General features: G+C 72.2%; 17 protein-coding genes and 1 riboswitch. Of the genes, 13 read left to right on the plus strand and 4 right to left on the minus strand.

From position 1 onward, the window contains the following. Positions 1–274: 274 nt before the first annotated feature. Positions 275–604, plus strand: coding sequence for a hypothetical protein (locus ACQRWP_RS20325; RefSeq protein WP_030330285.1), 330 nt, complete (start codon positions 275–277; stop codon positions 602–604). A 75-nt stretch (positions 605–679) separates the two neighbouring features. On the opposite strand, the gene ACQRWP_RS20330 is transcribed toward ACQRWP_RS20325, so the two are convergent. Next, positions 680–1303, minus strand: a complete 624-nt coding sequence (locus tag ACQRWP_RS20330) for a carbonic anhydrase (protein WP_430496922.1) — start codon at positions 1301–1303, stop codon at positions 680–682. 169 nt (positions 1304–1472) lie between these two features. On the opposite strand from ACQRWP_RS20330, the gene ACQRWP_RS20335 reads away from it, so the two are divergent. The 5 genes from ACQRWP_RS20335 (at position 1473) to ACQRWP_RS20355 (ending at position 7666) form a co-directional block, all read left to right on the plus strand. Further along, positions 1473–2420 carry an alpha/beta fold hydrolase gene (locus tag ACQRWP_RS20335; protein WP_430496923.1) on the plus strand — a complete coding sequence of 316 codons (948 nt, stop codon included), beginning with the start codon at positions 1473–1475 and terminating at the stop codon, positions 2418–2420. 107 nt (positions 2421–2527) lie between these two features. Further along, complete coding sequence (locus ACQRWP_RS20340; RefSeq protein ID WP_430496925.1) at positions 2528–4645, plus strand: HelD family protein; 2118 nt, start codon at positions 2528–2530, stop codon at positions 4643–4645. A gap of 106 nt (positions 4646–4751) precedes the next feature. After that, the gene (locus tag ACQRWP_RS20345) at positions 4752–5669 is read left to right on the plus strand and encodes a cation diffusion facilitator family transporter (protein ID WP_430496927.1); all 918 of its coding nucleotides are present in this window, start codon (positions 4752–4754) and stop codon (positions 5667–5669) included. Between the two features lie 145 nt (positions 5670–5814). Beyond that, positions 5815–5946, plus strand: a riboswitch (cyclic di-AMP (ydaO/yuaA leader). A gap of 5 nt (positions 5947–5951) precedes the next feature. Further along, positions 5952–7016 (plus strand): coiled-coil domain-containing protein, encoded by a 1065-nt coding sequence (locus ACQRWP_RS20350; protein ID WP_430496929.1) that lies wholly within the window; start codon positions 5952–5954, stop codon positions 7014–7016. Positions 7017–7156: 140 nt separating this feature from the next. Beyond that, positions 7157–7666 carry a hypothetical protein gene (locus ACQRWP_RS20355; RefSeq protein ID WP_430496931.1) on the plus strand — a complete coding sequence of 170 codons (510 nt, stop codon included), beginning with the start codon at positions 7157–7159 and terminating at the stop codon, positions 7664–7666. 115 nt (positions 7667–7781) lie between these two features. Here ACQRWP_RS20355 and ACQRWP_RS20360 read toward each other — a convergent pair whose 3' ends face one another. Then, positions 7782–8246 carry an SRPBCC family protein gene (locus ACQRWP_RS20360; RefSeq protein ID WP_430496933.1) on the minus strand — a complete coding sequence of 155 codons (465 nt, stop codon included), beginning with the start codon at positions 8244–8246 and terminating at the stop codon, positions 7782–7784. Positions 8247–8435: 189 nt separating this feature from the next. Between ACQRWP_RS20360 and ACQRWP_RS20365 the strand changes: the two genes are divergently transcribed. Together ACQRWP_RS20365 and surE are read left to right on the plus strand one after the other, a co-directional pair. Beyond that, complete coding sequence (locus ACQRWP_RS20365) at positions 8436–9413, plus strand: 1-phosphofructokinase family hexose kinase (RefSeq protein ID WP_425698576.1); 978 nt, start codon at positions 8436–8438, stop codon at positions 9411–9413. Continuing rightward, positions 9410–10237, plus strand: coding sequence for a 5'/3'-nucleotidase SurE (gene surE / locus ACQRWP_RS20370; RefSeq protein ID WP_430496935.1), 828 nt, complete (start codon positions 9410–9412; stop codon positions 10235–10237). The genes ACQRWP_RS20365 and surE overlap by 4 nt, the downstream gene beginning before the upstream one ends. Before the next feature lie 18 nt (positions 10238–10255). Here the strand turns inward: surE and ACQRWP_RS20375 are convergent, their stop codons facing one another. Next, on the minus strand, positions 10256–10618 hold the full coding sequence (locus ACQRWP_RS20375) for an STAS domain-containing protein (RefSeq protein ID WP_030330302.1): 363 nt from the start codon (positions 10616–10618) through the stop codon (positions 10256–10258). 385 nt (positions 10619–11003) lie between these two features. Between ACQRWP_RS20375 and ACQRWP_RS20380 the strand changes: the two genes are divergently transcribed. Together ACQRWP_RS20380 and ACQRWP_RS20385 are read left to right on the plus strand one after the other, a co-directional pair. After that, complete coding sequence (locus tag ACQRWP_RS20380; protein ID WP_167457621.1) at positions 11004–11144, plus strand: hypothetical protein; 141 nt, start codon at positions 11004–11006, stop codon at positions 11142–11144. A 170-nt stretch (positions 11145–11314) separates the two neighbouring features. Continuing rightward, positions 11315–11713, plus strand: a complete 399-nt coding sequence (locus tag ACQRWP_RS20385; protein WP_091409235.1) for a hypothetical protein — start codon at positions 11315–11317, stop codon at positions 11711–11713. A gap of 155 nt (positions 11714–11868) precedes the next feature. Here ACQRWP_RS20385 and ACQRWP_RS20390 read toward each other — a convergent pair whose 3' ends face one another. Continuing rightward, positions 11869–14532 (minus strand): cellulose binding domain-containing protein, encoded by a 2664-nt coding sequence (locus ACQRWP_RS20390; RefSeq protein ID WP_430496937.1) that lies wholly within the window; start codon positions 14530–14532, stop codon positions 11869–11871. 357 nt (positions 14533–14889) lie between these two features. Between ACQRWP_RS20390 and ACQRWP_RS20395 the strand changes: the two genes are divergently transcribed. From ACQRWP_RS20395 to ACQRWP_RS20405, 3 genes are all read left to right on the plus strand, one after another. Next, complete coding sequence (locus tag ACQRWP_RS20395; RefSeq protein ID WP_430496939.1) at positions 14890–15576, plus strand: BON domain-containing protein; 687 nt, start codon at positions 14890–14892, stop codon at positions 15574–15576. A 96-nt stretch (positions 15577–15672) separates the two neighbouring features. Further along, positions 15673–16170, plus strand: a complete 498-nt coding sequence (locus ACQRWP_RS20400; protein ID WP_430496941.1) for a redoxin domain-containing protein — start codon at positions 15673–15675, stop codon at positions 16168–16170. Beyond that, complete coding sequence (locus tag ACQRWP_RS20405; protein WP_091409221.1) at positions 16167–16715, plus strand: DsbA family protein; 549 nt, start codon at positions 16167–16169, stop codon at positions 16713–16715. Before ACQRWP_RS20400 ends, ACQRWP_RS20405 begins: the two co-directional genes overlap by 4 nt. The last annotated feature ends 3 nt before the right edge of the window (positions 16716–16718 follow it).

The raw sequence follows: 16718 nt of genomic DNA on the forward strand, positions 1-16718 counted from the left end.
TACGACCTCGTCCACCCAGGTGGCTGCTGCAACACATGATGACTCCTGTGACGCGTGGTGCGCCAGGGAATCGAAAAAAACGCCGGGTGGAATAGCCGGACGGGTGGTCGCCGTTGCCTCTCAGGACACCGCGACGACCAGCATGATGTCGTGGTCCTGTACAGTTCCACCGGCGGCTTATGCCGCGTTACACCTTCGCGGGTCGAGTCACGTACGACCCGCACACAGCCCCCGGACGTCCAGTCCTCCCGTACGTCTTGCAAGGAGTACCTCCGTGGCGAGCAACACCTCTAAGACCGCGCGCGCGTCCGTCCGGGCCGGCCAGGCTGGCCAGGGTGGCGCCCTCAGCGTGCTGGGCGAGTTCAAGTACCTCATCCCGCTCAACGGCGGCAAGCACGCCTACGTGCGGAACCTGACCAACGGCAAGACCGCGCACCTGCGCACGGACTCCGACGCCTTCGTCGAGGAGATCCGCGTTCTGGCCGCCGCCGGCCACGCCGCCAAGATCCGGGCGGAGATCAACAACCTGGCTGCCACCCACCCGGGTGACGGCTGGGAGGCCACCGAGAAGCGCCTGGTCGCGGCCGGCGTCTTCGAGGGCTGAGCCCTCCCCCACCGCACCAACTGAACCGCCCGCCGGGACTTCCCGGCGGGCGGTTTCGCGTGTCCGGGGGGCGGGTCAGCCCGGATCGAGCAGGGCGACCTCGCCGGTGGCCAGGTCGTAGAGGCCGCCGACCACGGCCACCCGGCCGGCGGCCACCGGCCCGGCCAGCAGATCGTCCTCGCGCAGGGTGCGCACCGTGCGCCGGACGTGCCGGCGGATCGCCAGCGGCTGCACCGCCGGATCGTCGAGCCCCGCCTCGGTCACCGCCGGGGCGATCTCGTCCACCAGGTGCGCCAGCGACCCGCCGGGACGCTGCCCGGTGCGCAGCGCCTCCACCGTGGCCTGCACCGCGCCGCACCGCTCGTGGCCGAGGACCATCACCAGCGGTACGCCGAGCTGGCCGACCACGTACTCGATCGAGCCGCAGACCGCGCGATCGAGCACGTGCCCCCCGGTACGGATCACGCAGATCGCGCCGAAGGTCTGGTCGAAGATCGCCTCCAGCGGCACCCGAGAGTCGATGCAGCCCAGCACCACGGCGTACGGCTGCTGGTCGCCGGAGGCCGCGGCGGCGGCCGTGACGTCGTGTCCGTGCACCGGCTGGCCGCTGACGAACCGCCGATTGCCGGCGAGCAGATCGGCCAGCGCGGCGCGGGGCGTACCGCCGGCCTGCCGCCCCTGCCCCGACGTCGCGCCCATGGGCGCTCCCGACGACCCCATGCCGTCCAGCTTGGCCCGCCTCCGTCCGGCACGGGCGAGGTCGGGAATGTTCGCCACGGCGCGATTGGCGTGGTGTCATGGCGGGTAGCCGGTGTTACCGCCGGGTATCCCGGTGCTGGTGGTACTGGGCGGCCCTGAGGAGGTGGCGATGCCGGAGCGGTTCGAGGTCGGTCTGCCGGACGGCGTACGGCTCAACGTCGAGGCGACGGGTCCGACGGACGCCCAGGTCACCGCCATCCTGCTGCACGGCTGGACGCTGGACGGGCGCGCCTGGCACCGGCAGGTCGACGCGCTAACGGCGCCGCCGTTCGGCGGTGCGGTGCGGGTGGTCGCCTACGACGCGCGGGGGCACGGCCGGTCCAGTTGCATGGCGCTGCCCACGGCCACCCTGGCCCAGTTGGGTGACGACCTGGCCGCGGTGATCGACGCGGTCGCGCCGACCGGCCCGGTGGTGCTGGTCGGGCACTCGATGGGCGGCATGACGATCATGGAGTACGCCCACCGCCACCCCGCGCACTTCGCCGCCCGTACTGCCGGCCTGGTCTTCGTCTCGACCACCGCCGAGGGGCACACGCACACCGTCTACGGGCTCTCGCCGCGGATCGCCCGGTTGATCCGGCTGGCCGAGACGACCGGCGCCGGAGTGCTGGCCCGGTGTGGCTCGTGGCGCGCGCCCCGGGCACTGCTGAACGCGCTGCAACCGAGCATCCGGTGGATGCTCTTCGGTGACCGCTGCGAGCCGGCCGACATCCGCCTGGTGACGTCGGCGGTGGCTCGGGCCTCGCTGCGCTCGATCGGCGGGTTCCGCGCCTCCATCGGCACCCAGCACCGACTGGACACCCTCGCCGCGTTGGCCCACCTGCCGGCCGCGGCCCTGGTCGGCGACCGGGACCGGCTGACCCCACCGCCGTGCGCCGAGTCGATCGCGGCGGCTCTGCCGGCCACCGAGCTGACCGTCTGCCCGGGCGCCGGGCACATGCTGATGATGGAACGTCCGGACGAGGTCAACGCCGCGCTGACCGGCGTCGTACGACGGGCGCTCGCCGCATCGCCGCCGGCTCACCGTGGCGCGGCCCCCGCCGGGACGGGTGCCTGAATACGTTCGCGCACCTCGGGCGCGGCGGGTCGGGCCCAGGGCCGTACTCTTCTCGGTTGGCCCGCGCGGTTTTCGCCGCCTGCCGGCGACCTCTGAAGGAGCGTGCGTTGACCGACCAGACCGGCCTCGAGCAGGAGATCGCCGTCGAGCAACGACACCTCGACCGGGTGTACGCCCGACTGGCCGAGCTGCGGCAGTCGGCCGTCCGCGCCGAGCGTGACGGCTACCGGATGGCCCGGGTGGGCACGCACGGCGCCCTGGTCGAGCGCGACGCGATGGTCTTCCACGCGGCGCAGCGGCGGCACACCCTGGACGCCGAGCACGAGGGGCTGGTCTTCGGCCGGCTGGACCTGCGCGACCGTCAGGTGCTGCACGTCGGGCGACTGGGGATCCGCGACGAGAACGCCGTCACGCTTGTCGTCGACTGGCGCGCGCCGGCCGCAGCCGCCTTCTACCAGGCCACTCCGGCGCAGCCGCTGGACGTGGTGCGCCGCCGCACCATCCAGTCCCGCGCCGAGCGGGTCACCCGGATCGAGGACGACCTGCTGGACCCGACGGCAGCCCCGGAGGGGATGACCGTCGTCGGTGACGGCGCGTTGCTGGCCACCCTGTCCAAGGCCACCGGCCGGGGCATGCGCGACATCGTGGCGACCATCCAGCGGGAGCAGGACGAGGCGATCCGCTCGCCCGGCTCCGGGGTGACGATCGTCGCGGGCGGCCCCGGCACCGGCAAGACCGCTGTCGCCCTGCACCGGGCCGCGTTCCTGCTGTACTCCGACCGCAGCCGCTACGCCGGCGGCGGCATCCTGGTGGTCGGCCCGTCGTCGGTCTTCGTCGAGTACATCGGCTCCGTGCTGCCGTCGCTCGGTGAGGACACCGCGACCCTGCACTCGCTGGGCACCCTCTTCCCGGGGATGACCGCCACCCGCCCGGACCCGCCCGAGGTGGCGGCGGTGAAGGGCTCGCTGCGGATGCGCCGGGTGCTGGAGCGGGCGGCCAGCGACGCGGTGCCGGGCGGCCCGGGTGAGCTGCGACTGCTCTACCGGGGCACCCTGCTGCGGCTGGACCGGGCCGCGCTGGACCGGATCCGGGACCGCGCACTGCAACGCGGCGCACGACGCAACGAGGTGCGCCGGGCCGGTTTCGACGGGGTGTTCGCCGCGCTCTGGACGCAGGCCCGTGAGCTGAGCAGCGGTCGGCTGCCGGAGCAACCGGCCTTCGAGGCGGAGATCGCCGAGCGGTCGGAGTTCCGGGAGTTCCTCAAGGCGTGGTGGCCTCGGCTGCACCCCCGGCACGTGCTCGGCTGGCTGGCGCAGCCGGACCGGCTGCGCCGGTACGCCAGCGGGATCCTCTCCTCGGCGGAGATCCGGCTGCTCAACGCCGCGTACCGGAACCTGGACTCGGCCGGGCTGACCATCGCCGACGTGGCGCTGCTGGACGAGTTGGACGCCCTGCTCGGTAAGCCCGCGCAGCCGGCCCGCGCGCGACGCGATCCGTTCCAGCTCGCCGGCGGCGTCCGCGAGCTGAGCACCCTCGGTGAACGGCAGCGGGCCGTCCGCGCGGCGGCCCGGGAGCGTCCGGAGGACTACCGGGAGTACGCGCACGTGGTGGTGGACGAGGCGCAGGACGTCTCGCCGATGCAGTGGCGGATGATCGGTCGACGCGGCCGACTGGCCTCCTGGACCGTGGTGGGCGACCCCGCGCAGACCGCGTGGACCGGCGATCCGGAGGAGCTGACCCGCGCCCGCGACCAGGCGCTGGGCCGGCGCAAGCGACACGACTTCACGCTCACCACGAACTACCGCAACTCGGCGGAGATCTTCGCGGTGGCGGCGGCGGAGATCCGCCGGCTCTACCCGGACCTGCCGCTGCCGACCGCCGTGCGCTCCACCGGCGTCGAGCCGGTCGAGCTGGTGGTGCCCGCGACGGGTTTGGAGGCCGCGACCGTGGAGGCCGCCGCCGGCCTGCTGGCCGAGGTGGAGGGCACGGTCGGGGTGATCACGCCGGTCCCCCGCCGGGACGAGGTCGCCGGTTGGCTCGGCGCGCTCGGAGCGCCGAGGTTGCAGGTGGTGACCAGCCTGGAGGCCAAGGGCATGGAGTACGACGGGGTGGTGCTGGTCGCCCCGAGCGAGATCCGGGCGGATCCGGGCGCCGGGGTGCGCACCCTGTACGTGGCGCTCTCCCGGGCCACCCAGCGGCTCACCACCATCGACCCGACCGGCTGACGTGTGCGGACCGCCGCCAGCGGGAGGCGCTGCCCGCACACTTGCACACATTGCGATGTGAACATATATTTGACCGGGTCCCGACCAGCGGCGGAAGGTGGTTCTCGTGGGCGCAGGTCATGACCACCACCATGGGTCCGTCGCCAATGCCGCACACCAGCACCGAGGTCGACTCTGGGCGGCATTCGGGCTGCTCGCCACCCTGATGGTGGTCGAGGCGGTGGTCGCCCTGCACACCGGCTCGCTCGCCCTGCTCTCCGATGCCGGGCACATGTTCACCGACGTACTCGGCATCGGGATGGCGCTCGCCGCCATCACGGCGACGCGGCGGGCCACCGGCGACCCGCAGCGCACCTTCGGGCTCTACCGACTCGAGGTGCTCGCCGCGCTGGCCAACGCTGTCCTGCTCTCCGGCGTCGCGATCTACGTGGTGATCGAAGCGATCCGCCGTTTCGGCGACCCGCACCACGTCATCGCCGGCCCGATGCTCGCGGTGGCCGTGCTCGGCCTGCTCGCGAACATCGCCGCCTTCGCGCTGCTGCGCGCCGGAGCCCGCGAGAGCATCAACCTCCAGGGCGCCTACCTGGAGGTGCTCGGTGACCTGCTCGGCTCGCTCGGCGTCATCGGCGCGGCGCTGCTCATCACCGTCACCGACTGGTGGTGGGCCGACCCCCTGGTCGCGGTCGCCATCGGCGTGTTCATCCTGCCGCGCACCTGGCGGCTGGCCCGCGCCGCCATCCGCATCCTGGTGCAGGCCGCCCCGGAGCACCTCCAGGTGACCGCCGTGCACGACCGGCTGGCCGCGGTCCCCGGTGTCGTCGAGGTGCACGACCTGCACGTCTGGACGCTCACCTCGGGCATGGAGGTGGCCTCCGCTCACCTGACCATGGCACCCGGCGCGGAGGTCGGCGCGGTGCTCACCGCGGCGCGCACGGCCCTGCACGACGACTTCCGCATCGAGCACGCGACGTTGCAGATCGAGCCCGGCGCCGCCTCCGGAGCGTGTGGCTCCATCGAGTGGTGACTGAGGCTTTTCGGAGCATTCCTCGGCTTTAGCGGTAATTTTCCGTGGTGACGCACGCACCGTCCGTCACATTGGCTGCAGCGGCCCCATCGGCACCGGTAGGCTCGGTCCCGGCCTCCACCAGGCGGCGCCCTCCCGGCGCCGGTGGTGGTCGCCGCCTAATCGCCCAGCTGGGCGAACCGGGGAACCATGTTCCTGGGGTGCATCCGCGTCAGCGGTAGGGATCTTCCGTCCCGAACCCGTCAGCTAACCCGGTCGGCGGCTGACGGAAGGACATGCGCAGTGGCACCAGCACGACCACCCGCCGCCCGACTGGCGGCCCTGATCGTCGCGATGTTCGCCCTCGGCGTCGCGCTTCCGGCCGGCACCGCCTCGGCCGCTCCCCCGACCGGCCTGCGGGCCGCCGCACCCGACTCCGACGAGGAGGGCGGCACCCCGGCGTTGCGCGCCCAACTCGAGGCGGCCAGCAAGGGCTACCTGGACGCGAAGCGCGCCCTGGACACCTCCGTGCAACGGCAGAAGCAGCTCGTCACCCAGCTGAAGACCATCGAGGTCGAGATCGACCAGCGCAATGGCAAGGTCGGCGAGATCGCCGAAGTGGCCTACCGCACCGGCCGGCTCGGTGCGATGTCGGCGCTGCTCAACAGCAACACTCCGGAAGGCTTCATGGACCGGGCCGCCGCGCTGGACGCGGTGGCGGCCAACGAGGACCGGGTGCTGCGCGACCTGCTGGACAGCAAGGACAAGGCCAACCGCACCCGGGTCGCCCTGGACGGCGAGATCAACGAACAGCGCAAGCAGGTCGCGGTGATGGCCAAGCGCAAGGAGCAGGCCGAACGGGCCCTGACCGTGGCCACCGCACCCAAGCCGCAGACCACCGCCGACACCGGTTCCAACCGGGGCACCTCCAGCGCCAACGCGACGGCCGCACCGCGCAACTCCGACGGCTCCTGGCCCTCCGAGTCGTGCAGCGTCAACGACCCCACGCCCGCCAACGGCTGCATCACCCCACGCACCCTGCACGCGCTCAACCAGGCCAAGGCCGCGGGCTTCACCCGGTACGTCTCGTGCCACCGCCCCAGCGGCTCCGGTGAACACCCGAAGGGCCGGGCCTGCGACTTCGCGGCGCAGAAGGGCGGCTTCGGCGGGAACGCCACCGGCGGCGACAAGACGTACGGCAACAACCTGGCCGCGTACTTCATCCGCAACGCGGACCGGCTCGCCGTGCTCTACGTGATCTGGTACAGGCAGATCTGGCTGCCCAGCAGCGGGTGGAAGTCGTACAGCGGGGCGCACGGCACCCCGTCCACCGACCACACCAACCACGTACACCTGTCGGTCTACTGACCACGCGATGTGATGCCTGTGAGTCGTCGTGATGACTCACAGGCCTCACTGCGTCCAGGGCCGGGCTACGTCGCCGGGCGTACCCCTGATGTCGTCGCTCGTCGGACGACCCAGCCGCCGCCGGCGGGCAGCATCGCGGTATGCCTCGGATCCGACCCACCACTCGCAAGGCGCTGCTCACCCTGCACCTCGTCACCTCACTCGGCTGGCTCGGCGCCGACCTGGTGCTGCTCACCCTCGGCATCGCCGTGCAGCGGGGCGCCGACCCGGCGGTGGTCTATCCGGTCACGGCCCTGGTCGGCACGGTGCTGTTCGCGCCGCTGAGCGTCCTGGTCTGGCTGATCGGAGTCGCCAGCTCGCTGCTCACCCCGTGGGGCCTGCTGCGCCACCGCTGGGTGCTGGTCAAGCTCGTGCTCACCACGGTGATGGTCGGGCTCGTGCTGTTCCTGCTCACCCCGAACCTGCGCCACGCCGGAGCGGTCGGCGCAGCCCTGCCCGCCCGGGATCGCGCCGACCTGGTCATCGCGCCGGCGGTGTCGACCAGCCTGATGATCATCGCGACGGTGCTGTCCACCTACAAGCCGTGGGGCCGGCGTCCCGCCGCCCGACCCGCCCGCCCAACCCGTGATCGCGCAACAGCCAAGATCTAGATCCTGCGCCGCGATCTTGCACTTACTGTCCCGGCATAAAGGGCATCCCACCGATATCGACAACCGGAACCGCAAGATCGGCGCAGTGGGGCGCGCAAGCCCTCGGGACGGCGGGTCAGGTGGGCGGGGGGTCGCCGGTGCGGTCGAGGGCCGCGCCCAGCCGGGTGGCGAGGGCGAGGTGAGCGGCTTGGGCCTGGCGGAACGCGTACCGGAACAGGGGCTTCGGCGCGGTCAGGGTGATCTCGACGTCGATGCGGACCAGGCCGTCCGGCTCGGCGCGTAGTCGGGTGTGGTTGCGCACGGTGGTGGCCGGCCACTGGCGGGCCACCATGACGATCTCGTCGGCCTCGCTGATCAGCACGTCCGCGTGGTAGGTGGTCCGGAAGCGCAGCGGACCGGCCGCCAACCGGTCGTTGATCGTGTAGCTGGCCTGGGCGCCAGGCCGGGGCGGCACCTGGCGGACCCGGACGATCAGCGGATGCAGCTCGCCCTGCCGGGTCAGGTCGCTGAGCAACGCCGCCGCCTCGGCGGGTGAGCACCGGGCCTGGACGGTGTAGCTGAAGGTATCGCTGCTGAGCACACCGTCTCCCGCCGTCGTTGGTCGCACGATCGTCCCGTACCGATGTCTGGCTGGCAACGCCCCAGGGCCCCTCAGCGCCGCGCCGGACCGGCCGATGCGACGACCTGTCACCCCCTGCGCCATTAAGGTCGGTTAGTGCAAAATCTTCCGAAGATGCCGGAGGGCGGCCAGCATGAGCGGCGACGACCGATGAGTGGGCACGTGATGGTCTTCGCGCCCACTCCACAGCTGACGGTGACAGTGGACCAGCCCAACGACCACCCAGAGCTGCACCTGCACCCCGGCGGGCAGGGCGTCTGGCAGGCCCGGATGGTGATCTCCCTCGGTGTCGACGTGGTGCTCTGCGCGGCCCTCGGCGGTGAGATCGGCCAGGTGCTGGAGCCGCTGCTGGTCAGCGAGGGCGTGGACCTCAAGGTGGTGGTCCGTGACTCCGGCAGCGGCGGGTACGTGCACGATCGCCGCGAGGGCTCCCGGCAGGAGATCGCCGACGTGCCCGGGCAGCCGCTGAGCCGGCATGAGATCGACGAGCTGTACAACCTCGCCCTCGGCGAGGGCCTGCGGGCCTCGGTGAGCATCCTCAGTGGGCCGAACGAACCGTGGCTCGTACCGGCCGACCTGTACCGACGCTTCGCCGCCGACCTCGGCGCGAACGGCGGCCGGGTGGTGGTCGACCTCTCCGGCGATCACCTCGGTTCGGTGCTGGAGAGCGGGGTGTTCTTCCTCAAGGTGAGTCACGAGGAGTTGATCCGCGACGGTCGCGCCCGCAGCGACGACACCGAGGAGCTGACCCGGGCCATGTACGAGCTGCACGCGGGCGGCGCCGAGACGGTGGTGGTCAGCCGCGCCGACCAGCCGGCGTTGGCTCTCATCGACGGGGAGCTGTTCCAGGTCGAGATGCCCCGGCTGGAGGCCGCCGACCCGCGCGGCGCGGGCGACTCGATGACCGCCGGAGTGGCGGCCGTCGTGGCCAGGGGCGGTGACATTCGGACCGCCATCCGCACCGGCGCCGCCGCCGGCGCGCTGAACGTGACCCGGCACGGCCTGGGCACCGGGCGGCTGGACTCGATCACCGGCCTGGTGGACCGCGTCCGGCTGGTACCGGCGGACAGCCGGCAACAGGAGCGGACCACCCCGGACGAGTTGGCCGAGCGGGTGGCCGAGCGATGACCCTGCGGGTGTTGATCACCAACGACGACGGGATCGCGGCGCCGGGCATCCAGGCGCTGGCCTGGGCTGCCCGGCAGCGGGGCCTGGACGTGGTGGTGGCCGCGCCGATGGAGGAGGCGAGCGGCACCAGCGCCGCGATGAGCGCCATGGAGCGCGACGGGCGAGTCGTCGTGAACGACCACCCACTGCCGGACCTGGCGGGTGTGCCGGCGTACGGGGTCGCCGGGTCTCCGGGCTTCATCACGCTGATCGCCCTGCACGGGGCGTTCGGCCCACCGCCGTCGGTGGTGCTCTCCGGCGTCAACCGGGGCGCCAACGCCGGCCGGGCGGTGCTGCACTCCGGGACGGTGGGCGCCGCGTTCACCGCCGCCACCAACGGCTGCCGGGCGATGGCGGTCTCCCTGGACGTGCTTTCCGCCGGCGAGGCGACGGCCGCGAGCGGTGGCGCCGCCGTGGACGCCGCCGCCCGGGTACGCGACGCCGAGCGGCACTGGAGCACCGCCGCGCGGGTCGCCCTGGACCTGCTCCCCCGGTTGACCTCCGCACCGATGGAGAGCGTGCTCAACGTGAACACCCCGGACCTGCCGCACGGGCAGCTGCGCGGGGTGCGGCGCGGCACCCTGGCCAGCTTCGGTCAGGTGCAGATGACGGTGGCCGAATCCGGCCACGGGTTCGTCCGTACCTCGCTGGAAGAGCCGGGACAGGCCGCACAGCCGGGCACGGACGTGGCGTTGCTGGCCGCCGGGTACGCGTCGGTGACGGCCATCCGGGCGGTCACCGAGGCGACCGACATCGACCTGACCGGCCTGGACGAGCAGCCCTGACGGGGACGCCCGGCGCGCTCAGGCGCCGGGCAGCACCTCGGGGGTGGCAGCGCCGGCGAAGTAGGGCTCCGGGGCGCCGAAGAGGCCCAGCAGGCCGGTCACCCAGAGCTGCCGGTGCACGAACCGGCTCGGCTCGGTGACCACCAGCTTGACGTCGCTGACCTCGGCTGTCTGGAAGCCGGCGACCATGGCGCTGATGCCGACCGAGTCGATGAAGGTGACCAACCTCATGTTGAGTTCGATGCGCAGCGGGCGGCCCTTGGCCAGCACCTCTGCGATCGCTTCGCGCACCTCGTACGCTGTGTCGACGTCGATCTCGCCCCGCGGGGCGATCTCCACGACACCACCGGACAGAACCGACTTCACGATCGACAGGCTCACGCGAGCACCTCCACCCGCCCGTCCCCCGGGCGCCTCATCAGTACGCGGGCCGCGACCGAGAGTATTCCTCTGACGGCCTCGGTCGCCACCCCTCGGGATGAGCAATTCGCGGATCCGGGCCCACAAAGCCGCCCATATCCGTACTTTTCAGTATCTGATTACTCAAGACTTTTCGTTATCTGACCATCGACGATCGGTCGTGACCGACGCGCCGCCGAACCAGGGTAGCGGTCCGGACCCGGCGCGCCCGACAACCGGCCCAGGGCGTACGCCTGCCCCGTGTGCCGTCGGCGTGTCGCCCACTGCCGGCCGCCGCGATCCGCGCCCCGCTTGCCGACACGCCCTAGCATCGGCCGGGACACCACCGCGACGGAGAGGATCTTCGATGATCAAGCGACTTGCCGGGCTGGCCGGCGTCGGTGTTCTGCTCGCCCTCGTCTTGGCCTGCGGTTTCGGCGGCGGAGGCGACGATGACGACGATGACGACGACTTCGCCCGAGGTGTCGCCGTGTCAGCGGTGCGCTGAGCCGGCTGGCGGGCCGGGTTCCGGAGCGTCGAGCTATCGGTGCTCCGCGGAGGTCGGGGTTTGCGTCCGGCTGACGCGGGGCACTGCGGGGTAGGCGACACCGTGACGCGCTGGAAAGACGCCGAAGTCCGAAGTGGCCGGCGGCTTCGGCACCTGAGGAGGTAACCACGATGTTCGGAACCAACCTGCTGGACCGTCGCAGCAAGCCGGAGCGGATTGCGGACCAGGCCTGGGAGCACCTGCTCTCGGCCGTCAGCTACGCCGGAGACAGTGTGCGGGACACCGCCCGCTCGGCCCGCCAGAACAGCAGCGACCTCGCCGACGGCGCGGGTGACCTGGTGGGATCCGCCGCCGAGGAGGCGCGACGCCGCGCCTCGCTGGCCTTCGACGCGCTCGCCGGCCGCCAGCCGGCACTGCCCTGGACGCTCCTGATCGGCGCCGCGCTCGTCGGCGCGGCGGTCGGCTGGGCCGTCGGCTCCGCCGCGCGGGCCGCCGGCAGCCGGGACGACCGCGCGGTCGACGACGTGGAGTTCGTCGACGTCGACCGTCCCAACTCCCCCGCCATCTGACCGACAGCACCACCACGGCGGGCTCCGATCGACTCAGGTCGAGCGGGGCCCGCCGTGGTGCTGGGGTGGACCGGTCCGCCGGGTGCCGGACCCCTCAGGCGGCCCGGCGGACCGGTGTTTGGTGGTGATCCGGGATCCCGGCCCGAATCACCCGCTCAGCGACTCGTGCAGGTGATGGCGGCCGGGGACGTGTTGCTACCGGTCCACGAGCCGAGGAAACCGGCGGTGGTGCTGGCCCCGGCGGCGAGCGCACCGTTCCAGCCGCTGTCCCGGACCGACACGGCGGCCCCGGTCTGGGTGTGGGTGCCGCCCCAGAGCTGGTCGATCCGCTGACCGTCGGCGAAGGTCCAACCCAGCGTCCAGCCGGCGATGGGGGCGCTTCCGGTGTTGCGGACCGCCAGCTCGGCCTGGAAACCGCCTGACCAGGAGCCGGTCACCCGGTAGGTCGCCGCGCACCCGGAGGACGGCGGCGGGGTCGTCGGCGGCGGGGTCGTCGGCGGCGGCGTGGTCGGGGGCTCGCCGCTGGCGGGGTCGGCGACCAGGATGCCGCGACCGTTGGTACCGAGGTAGACCCGACCGTGGACGCGCGGGTCTCCGGTCAACGCCTCGGTCGGATTGCCGTACTGGTGGCGGTCGTCGTTGACGCGTACCCAGGTCACGCCGGCGTCGTCGGAGCGGTGCACGCCCGGTTGACCGTTCACCGTGCCGTAGAGGAACACGGCGGGGTTGGTCCGCCCGGGTGCCGCCTTGCCGAAACCGACGTTGCCGGAGGCGCTGACGCCGCCCAGCCTGGTGAAGCTGGCCCCGGCGTCGGTGGAGCGCCACAGGCCACCCGGTCCGGCCAGCCACAGTTCGCCGGCCCGGCCCGGCAGGGCCTTGAACCGCACGTCGGTGGTGGGCAGCCCGGTCGCTGCCGTCGGGGTGAAGCTGGCCCCGCCGTCGGTGCTCAGGTAGAAACGCCCACCGCTGAAGCCGTAGAACCGGGTGGGGTCGACCCGGTCGGACTCGATCGTGGCGTTCGCCGGGATGCCGGTCGACGCTGCCCAGGAGTTGCCGAAACCAACCGAGTGGACGACGCGTTGGCCCGCGTCACCGGGTGCCCAGACGAAGCGGCTGCCGTCGGCCGCGGCGGCCACCGTGCCGCCCTGGTTGACCCCGGACGGTTCGGTGCCCTGGAACCAGGTGGCCCCACCGTCGGTGGAGAAGGCGACATGACTGTCGTTGGGCCGGTCGGCGTCGGTGAAGTTGCCGGCGCGCACCAGCACCGCGGGCTTGCTCTCGGCGTAGTCCAGGCTGGTGGTGGTCGTGAACACCGGCTGGGTGAACAGCATCGACGGGATCGCGTCCAGGTCGGTGTGTCGGAAGCCGCCGACGTCGCCGAGCGCGCTGATCAGGGGTGCGCCGCTGGGCGGGCTGATCAGGTCGAGCACCGCGGTCTCCTCCAGCCCTCGGACCATCGGCCGGAGGGTGAACTGACCGCCGGTGTCCCACTTGGTCAGGTCGGTGGTGCCGTAGATGGTGGCGCCGGTGCCGTACATCATGCGGTTGGAGTCGTGCGGGTCGATCTCCACCGACTCGTTCATCCAGCCGAGCTTGGGCGCGTCCTCCGGGGGTGCCGGGTTGAGACCGAAGGTCAACCAGGGCACCGAGCTGATGTCCATGGTGTAGCGGCGGGACCTCTCCGGGTAGTTGCTGAACTCCCAGATCCGCGTCCAGGTCGCCCCGCCGTCGGTGCTGCGGAAGAAGATGGCATCCGGCCACCAGGAGACCTGGGTGGCCACCAGCAGGGTGTTCGGGCGTTGCCGGTCAATGGTCAGCCCGCTGTAACCGAAGTAGGCGTCGGCGCTGGTGGAGGGCACCGGGCTGATCCGCGTCCAGGCCCCGGTCGACCGGGTGAACTTCCAGACGTCGCCCTTGCCGCCGTCGTACGGGCCGCCGGTGTCGCTGGTGGCGATGTAGAGGTGCCCACCGACCGGGTCGACGACCCCCTTGTGGGCCAGGTAGCCGGTGGGCTGACCGGCGATGCGCGCCCAGGTGACGCCGCCGTCGGTGCTGCGGTAGACCGGGTTCTCCTTGTCCGCCACGCCCACGTAGATGGTCTGCGTGGTGGAGCCGGCGGTGCCGGTGCTCTTGTCGAAACTGACCCAGGTCAGGCCCTGGTTCTGCCCGTTGTAGCCGTTCGGGTCGCTGGGGTCAGCCCGGTAGTTTCCGACGTTGGGGAAGGCAGCGACGCGGGCCCAGGTCACGCCGTGGTCGGTGCTGCGCCACAGCCCGTTGCCGCCCTCGGCGCCGTAGTACACGATGCTGTTCCGGTTGGGGTCGACGGCGAGCCGCTCCCCCATTCCCCGGCCCGGCATGTTTCCGCCGTTCTTGAACGGCAGCTCGGTGGCCTGCCAGGTGGCGCCCTTGTCGGCCGAGCGCAGGATCGCGCCGTTGTTCGGGTCCCAGCCGTTGGTGTACATGCCGACCGCGGCGTACACCCGGTTGGTCTGCACCGGGTCGGTGGCGATGCTGACCACGCCGTTGTAGCCCCACCGGTCGGCGCCGACCCAGTCGAGCAGCGGCGTCCAGGACTGGCTGGTCTGTTCCCAGCGGTACGCCCCGCCGATGTCGGTGCGCGCGTAGATGAGGTTCTTCTCGGTGGGGTTGAAGACGATGCCGGGTACGAAGCCGCCACCGCCCACCGGGACGTTCCGCCAGGTGTACGCCTCCGCTGCGGCCGGGGTGGGGGCCGACCCAGCGGCGGTGAACGGGACCGCCACGACGGCTGTGGCGGCGGCCAACACGGACACGACCGTGCCGGCGAGACTTCTCCGCATCTGCGGTTCCTCTCGGGATGGAGCCCCGGGGGACGGGGTCGATCGCCTGGGTGACGCCGTGGCCCGGGGGACGAGCACGACGACGGGGACGGGCGGAGCTGCCCTGGCTCCACCACCCGACGCGACGGCTCCCGCGATCGAGGAACGCGATTACCGTAACCGAAAGTCGCTCGCTTTGGAAGCGCTCCCATCATCGATGTTCGTCCCCGCTTCCCACCCGTGCCGCCCAGGTCGGGTCGCGCCGTCACCCGGTCCGGGCGAGGGCGACTCACCCGGGGCGGCGGCAGGATCGCAGCACGGCGGACCTCCGGCCGCGGCCAGCACCCGGTCCGCCATCGAACAGCGGAGGAGGGACAGATGGCCATCGCGGAGATCAACCGCACCGACCAGGACATCCAGTCCGCCGTGCTCGACGAGCTGACCTGGGAACCGCGGGTGCAGCCGCACGAGATCGGCGTGACCGTCGCCGAGGGCGTCGTCACCCTGACCGGCCGAGTGGACAGCTACGCCAAGAAGTGGGCCGCCGAACGGGCCGCCCACCGGGTGGCCTCGGTCCGGGCCGTCGCCAACGACGTGGCCGTGCAGCTCACCAACGGCACCGAGCGCGCCGACAGCGACCTGGCCGCCGCGGCCAGCCACGGGCTGGAGTGGGACGCGTTCGTGCCCATCGAGAAGCTCCAGGTCACCGTCTCGGCCGGCTGGGTGACGTTGCACGGCGACGTCGAGTGGGAGTACCAGCGCCGAGCCGCCGAACGCGCGGTCGCCCGACTGACCGGTGTACGCGGGGTGAGCAACGGCATCACCGTCCGACCGGCCACCGAGCCGGACGCCCGCAACCTGGCCGACCGGATCGTCGACGCCCTCGCCCGGGCCGGAGCGACCGAGGCCGAACGGATCAGTGTCCGGGTGCACGGCGACACCGCGATACTCGCCGGGTTGGTGCACTCGATGCCCGAACGGGCCGAGGTCGAGCAGGTGGCCTGGTCCGCGCCGGGCATCCGGGAGGTGCAGAACCACATCGCGGTCGCCCCGGTGCTGCGCTGAGCGGGCGCGGGCGCCCGGTGAGCGTGCGCTGAACGGGCGCGGAACCACCCGGGGTGGGTGAGCCCGTCTCACCCACCCCGGGAGCAGGCTGGTGGCATGAGTGATCCGAACGGGCTGATCCAACCGGGGCGCACCGCGCCCGGTTTTACCCTGCCTGCCACCCCGGACGGGGCTCTGCTGGGGCCTGAGCAGTTCCGTGGCCGGCCGGTCGTGCTCGCCTTCTACCCCGCCGACTGGAGCCCGGTCTGCGGCGACCAGATGTCGCTCTACCAGTCGGCGGCACCCGTCTTCGCCCAGTACCAGGCGGTGGTGCTCGGCCTGTCGGTGGACAGCATCTGGTCACACCGGGCATTCGCGGAGAGCCGGGGCATCGAGTTCCCCCTGCTGGCCGACTTCGAGCCCAAGGGCGAGGTGGCCCGCAGCTACGGCGCGTACATGCCGAACGGTGAGGCGGCCCGCGCGCTCGTGGTGCTGGACCCGGCGGGGAAGGTGGCCTGGAGCTACCTGTCGCCGCCCGAGGTCAACCCCGGCGCCGACGGCATCTTCGACGCGCTGGACCAACTCGCCGCCGATCGGAAGGTGATGGCCGGATGAGCACGCCACTGCAGGTCACCGCCCGACTTCGCGACCCGGTGACCACCGACGACCACATCCGGGGGCCGGCCGACGCGGCGGTGACCATCGTCGAGTACGGCGACTTCCAGTGCCAGTTCTGCGGCGCCGCGTACCCGAACCTGCACGAGTTGCTGCGGCAGCGGGCCGACACCGTACGCCTGGTCTACCGGTACTTCCCGATCGCCAACGTGCACCCGTACGCCGAACGGGCCGCCGAGACGGCCGAGGCCGCCGGGGTTCGGGGCCGGTTCTGGGAGATGCACGACTGGCTCTACGAGCATCAGGACCAGCTCGACCCGGTGCACCTCTCGCTCGGCGTCGAGCAGGTCGGGTTGCCGCCGGACGAGTTGAACGCCGAGGTGGAGAACCGTGCGCACGCGGACCGGGTGCGCCGGGACTTCGTGGGGGGCATCCGCAGCGGGGTGAACGGCACCCCCACCCTGTTCGTCAACGGCATCCGGCACGACGGCGGGTACGACCTGCCCGACCTGCTGACGGCCGCGGACGCCGCCGCCAACGCCTGACCC

It is taken from the genome of Micromonospora trifolii (assembly GCF_050516465.1).
Lineage (GTDB): Bacteria > Actinomycetota > Actinomycetes > Mycobacteriales > Micromonosporaceae > Micromonospora > Micromonospora trifolii.

Excerpts from the sequence above, each read along its gene's own strand:
- ACQRWP_RS20330 (WP_430496922.1), bottom strand. The coding sequence starts at position 1,303 with ATGGGCGCGACGTCGGGGCAGGGGCGGCAGGCCGGCGGTACGCCCCGC.
- ACQRWP_RS20335 (WP_430496923.1), top strand. The coding sequence starts at position 1,473 with ATGCCGGAGCGGTTCGAGGTCGGTCTGCCGGACGGCGTACGGCTCAAC.
- ACQRWP_RS20355 (WP_430496931.1), top strand. The coding sequence starts at position 7,157 with ATGCCTCGGATCCGACCCACCACTCGCAAGGCGCTGCTCACCCTGCAC.
- ACQRWP_RS20365 (WP_425698576.1), top strand. The coding sequence starts at position 8,436 with ATGAGTGGGCACGTGATGGTCTTCGCGCCCACTCCACAGCTGACGGTG.
- surE (WP_430496935.1), top strand. The coding sequence starts at position 9,410 with ATGACCCTGCGGGTGTTGATCACCAACGACGACGGGATCGCGGCGCCG.
- ACQRWP_RS20380 (WP_167457621.1), top strand. The coding sequence starts at position 11,004 with ATGATCAAGCGACTTGCCGGGCTGGCCGGCGTCGGTGTTCTGCTCGCC.
- ACQRWP_RS20385 (WP_091409235.1), top strand. The coding sequence starts at position 11,315 with ATGTTCGGAACCAACCTGCTGGACCGTCGCAGCAAGCCGGAGCGGATT.
- ACQRWP_RS20390 (WP_430496937.1), bottom strand. The coding sequence starts at position 14,532 with ATGCGGAGAAGTCTCGCCGGCACGGTCGTGTCCGTGTTGGCCGCCGCC.
- ACQRWP_RS20395 (WP_430496939.1), top strand. The coding sequence starts at position 14,890 with ATGGCCATCGCGGAGATCAACCGCACCGACCAGGACATCCAGTCCGCC.
- ACQRWP_RS20400 (WP_430496941.1), top strand. The coding sequence starts at position 15,673 with ATGAGTGATCCGAACGGGCTGATCCAACCGGGGCGCACCGCGCCCGGT.
- ACQRWP_RS20405 (WP_091409221.1), top strand. The coding sequence starts at position 16,167 with ATGAGCACGCCACTGCAGGTCACCGCCCGACTTCGCGACCCGGTGACC.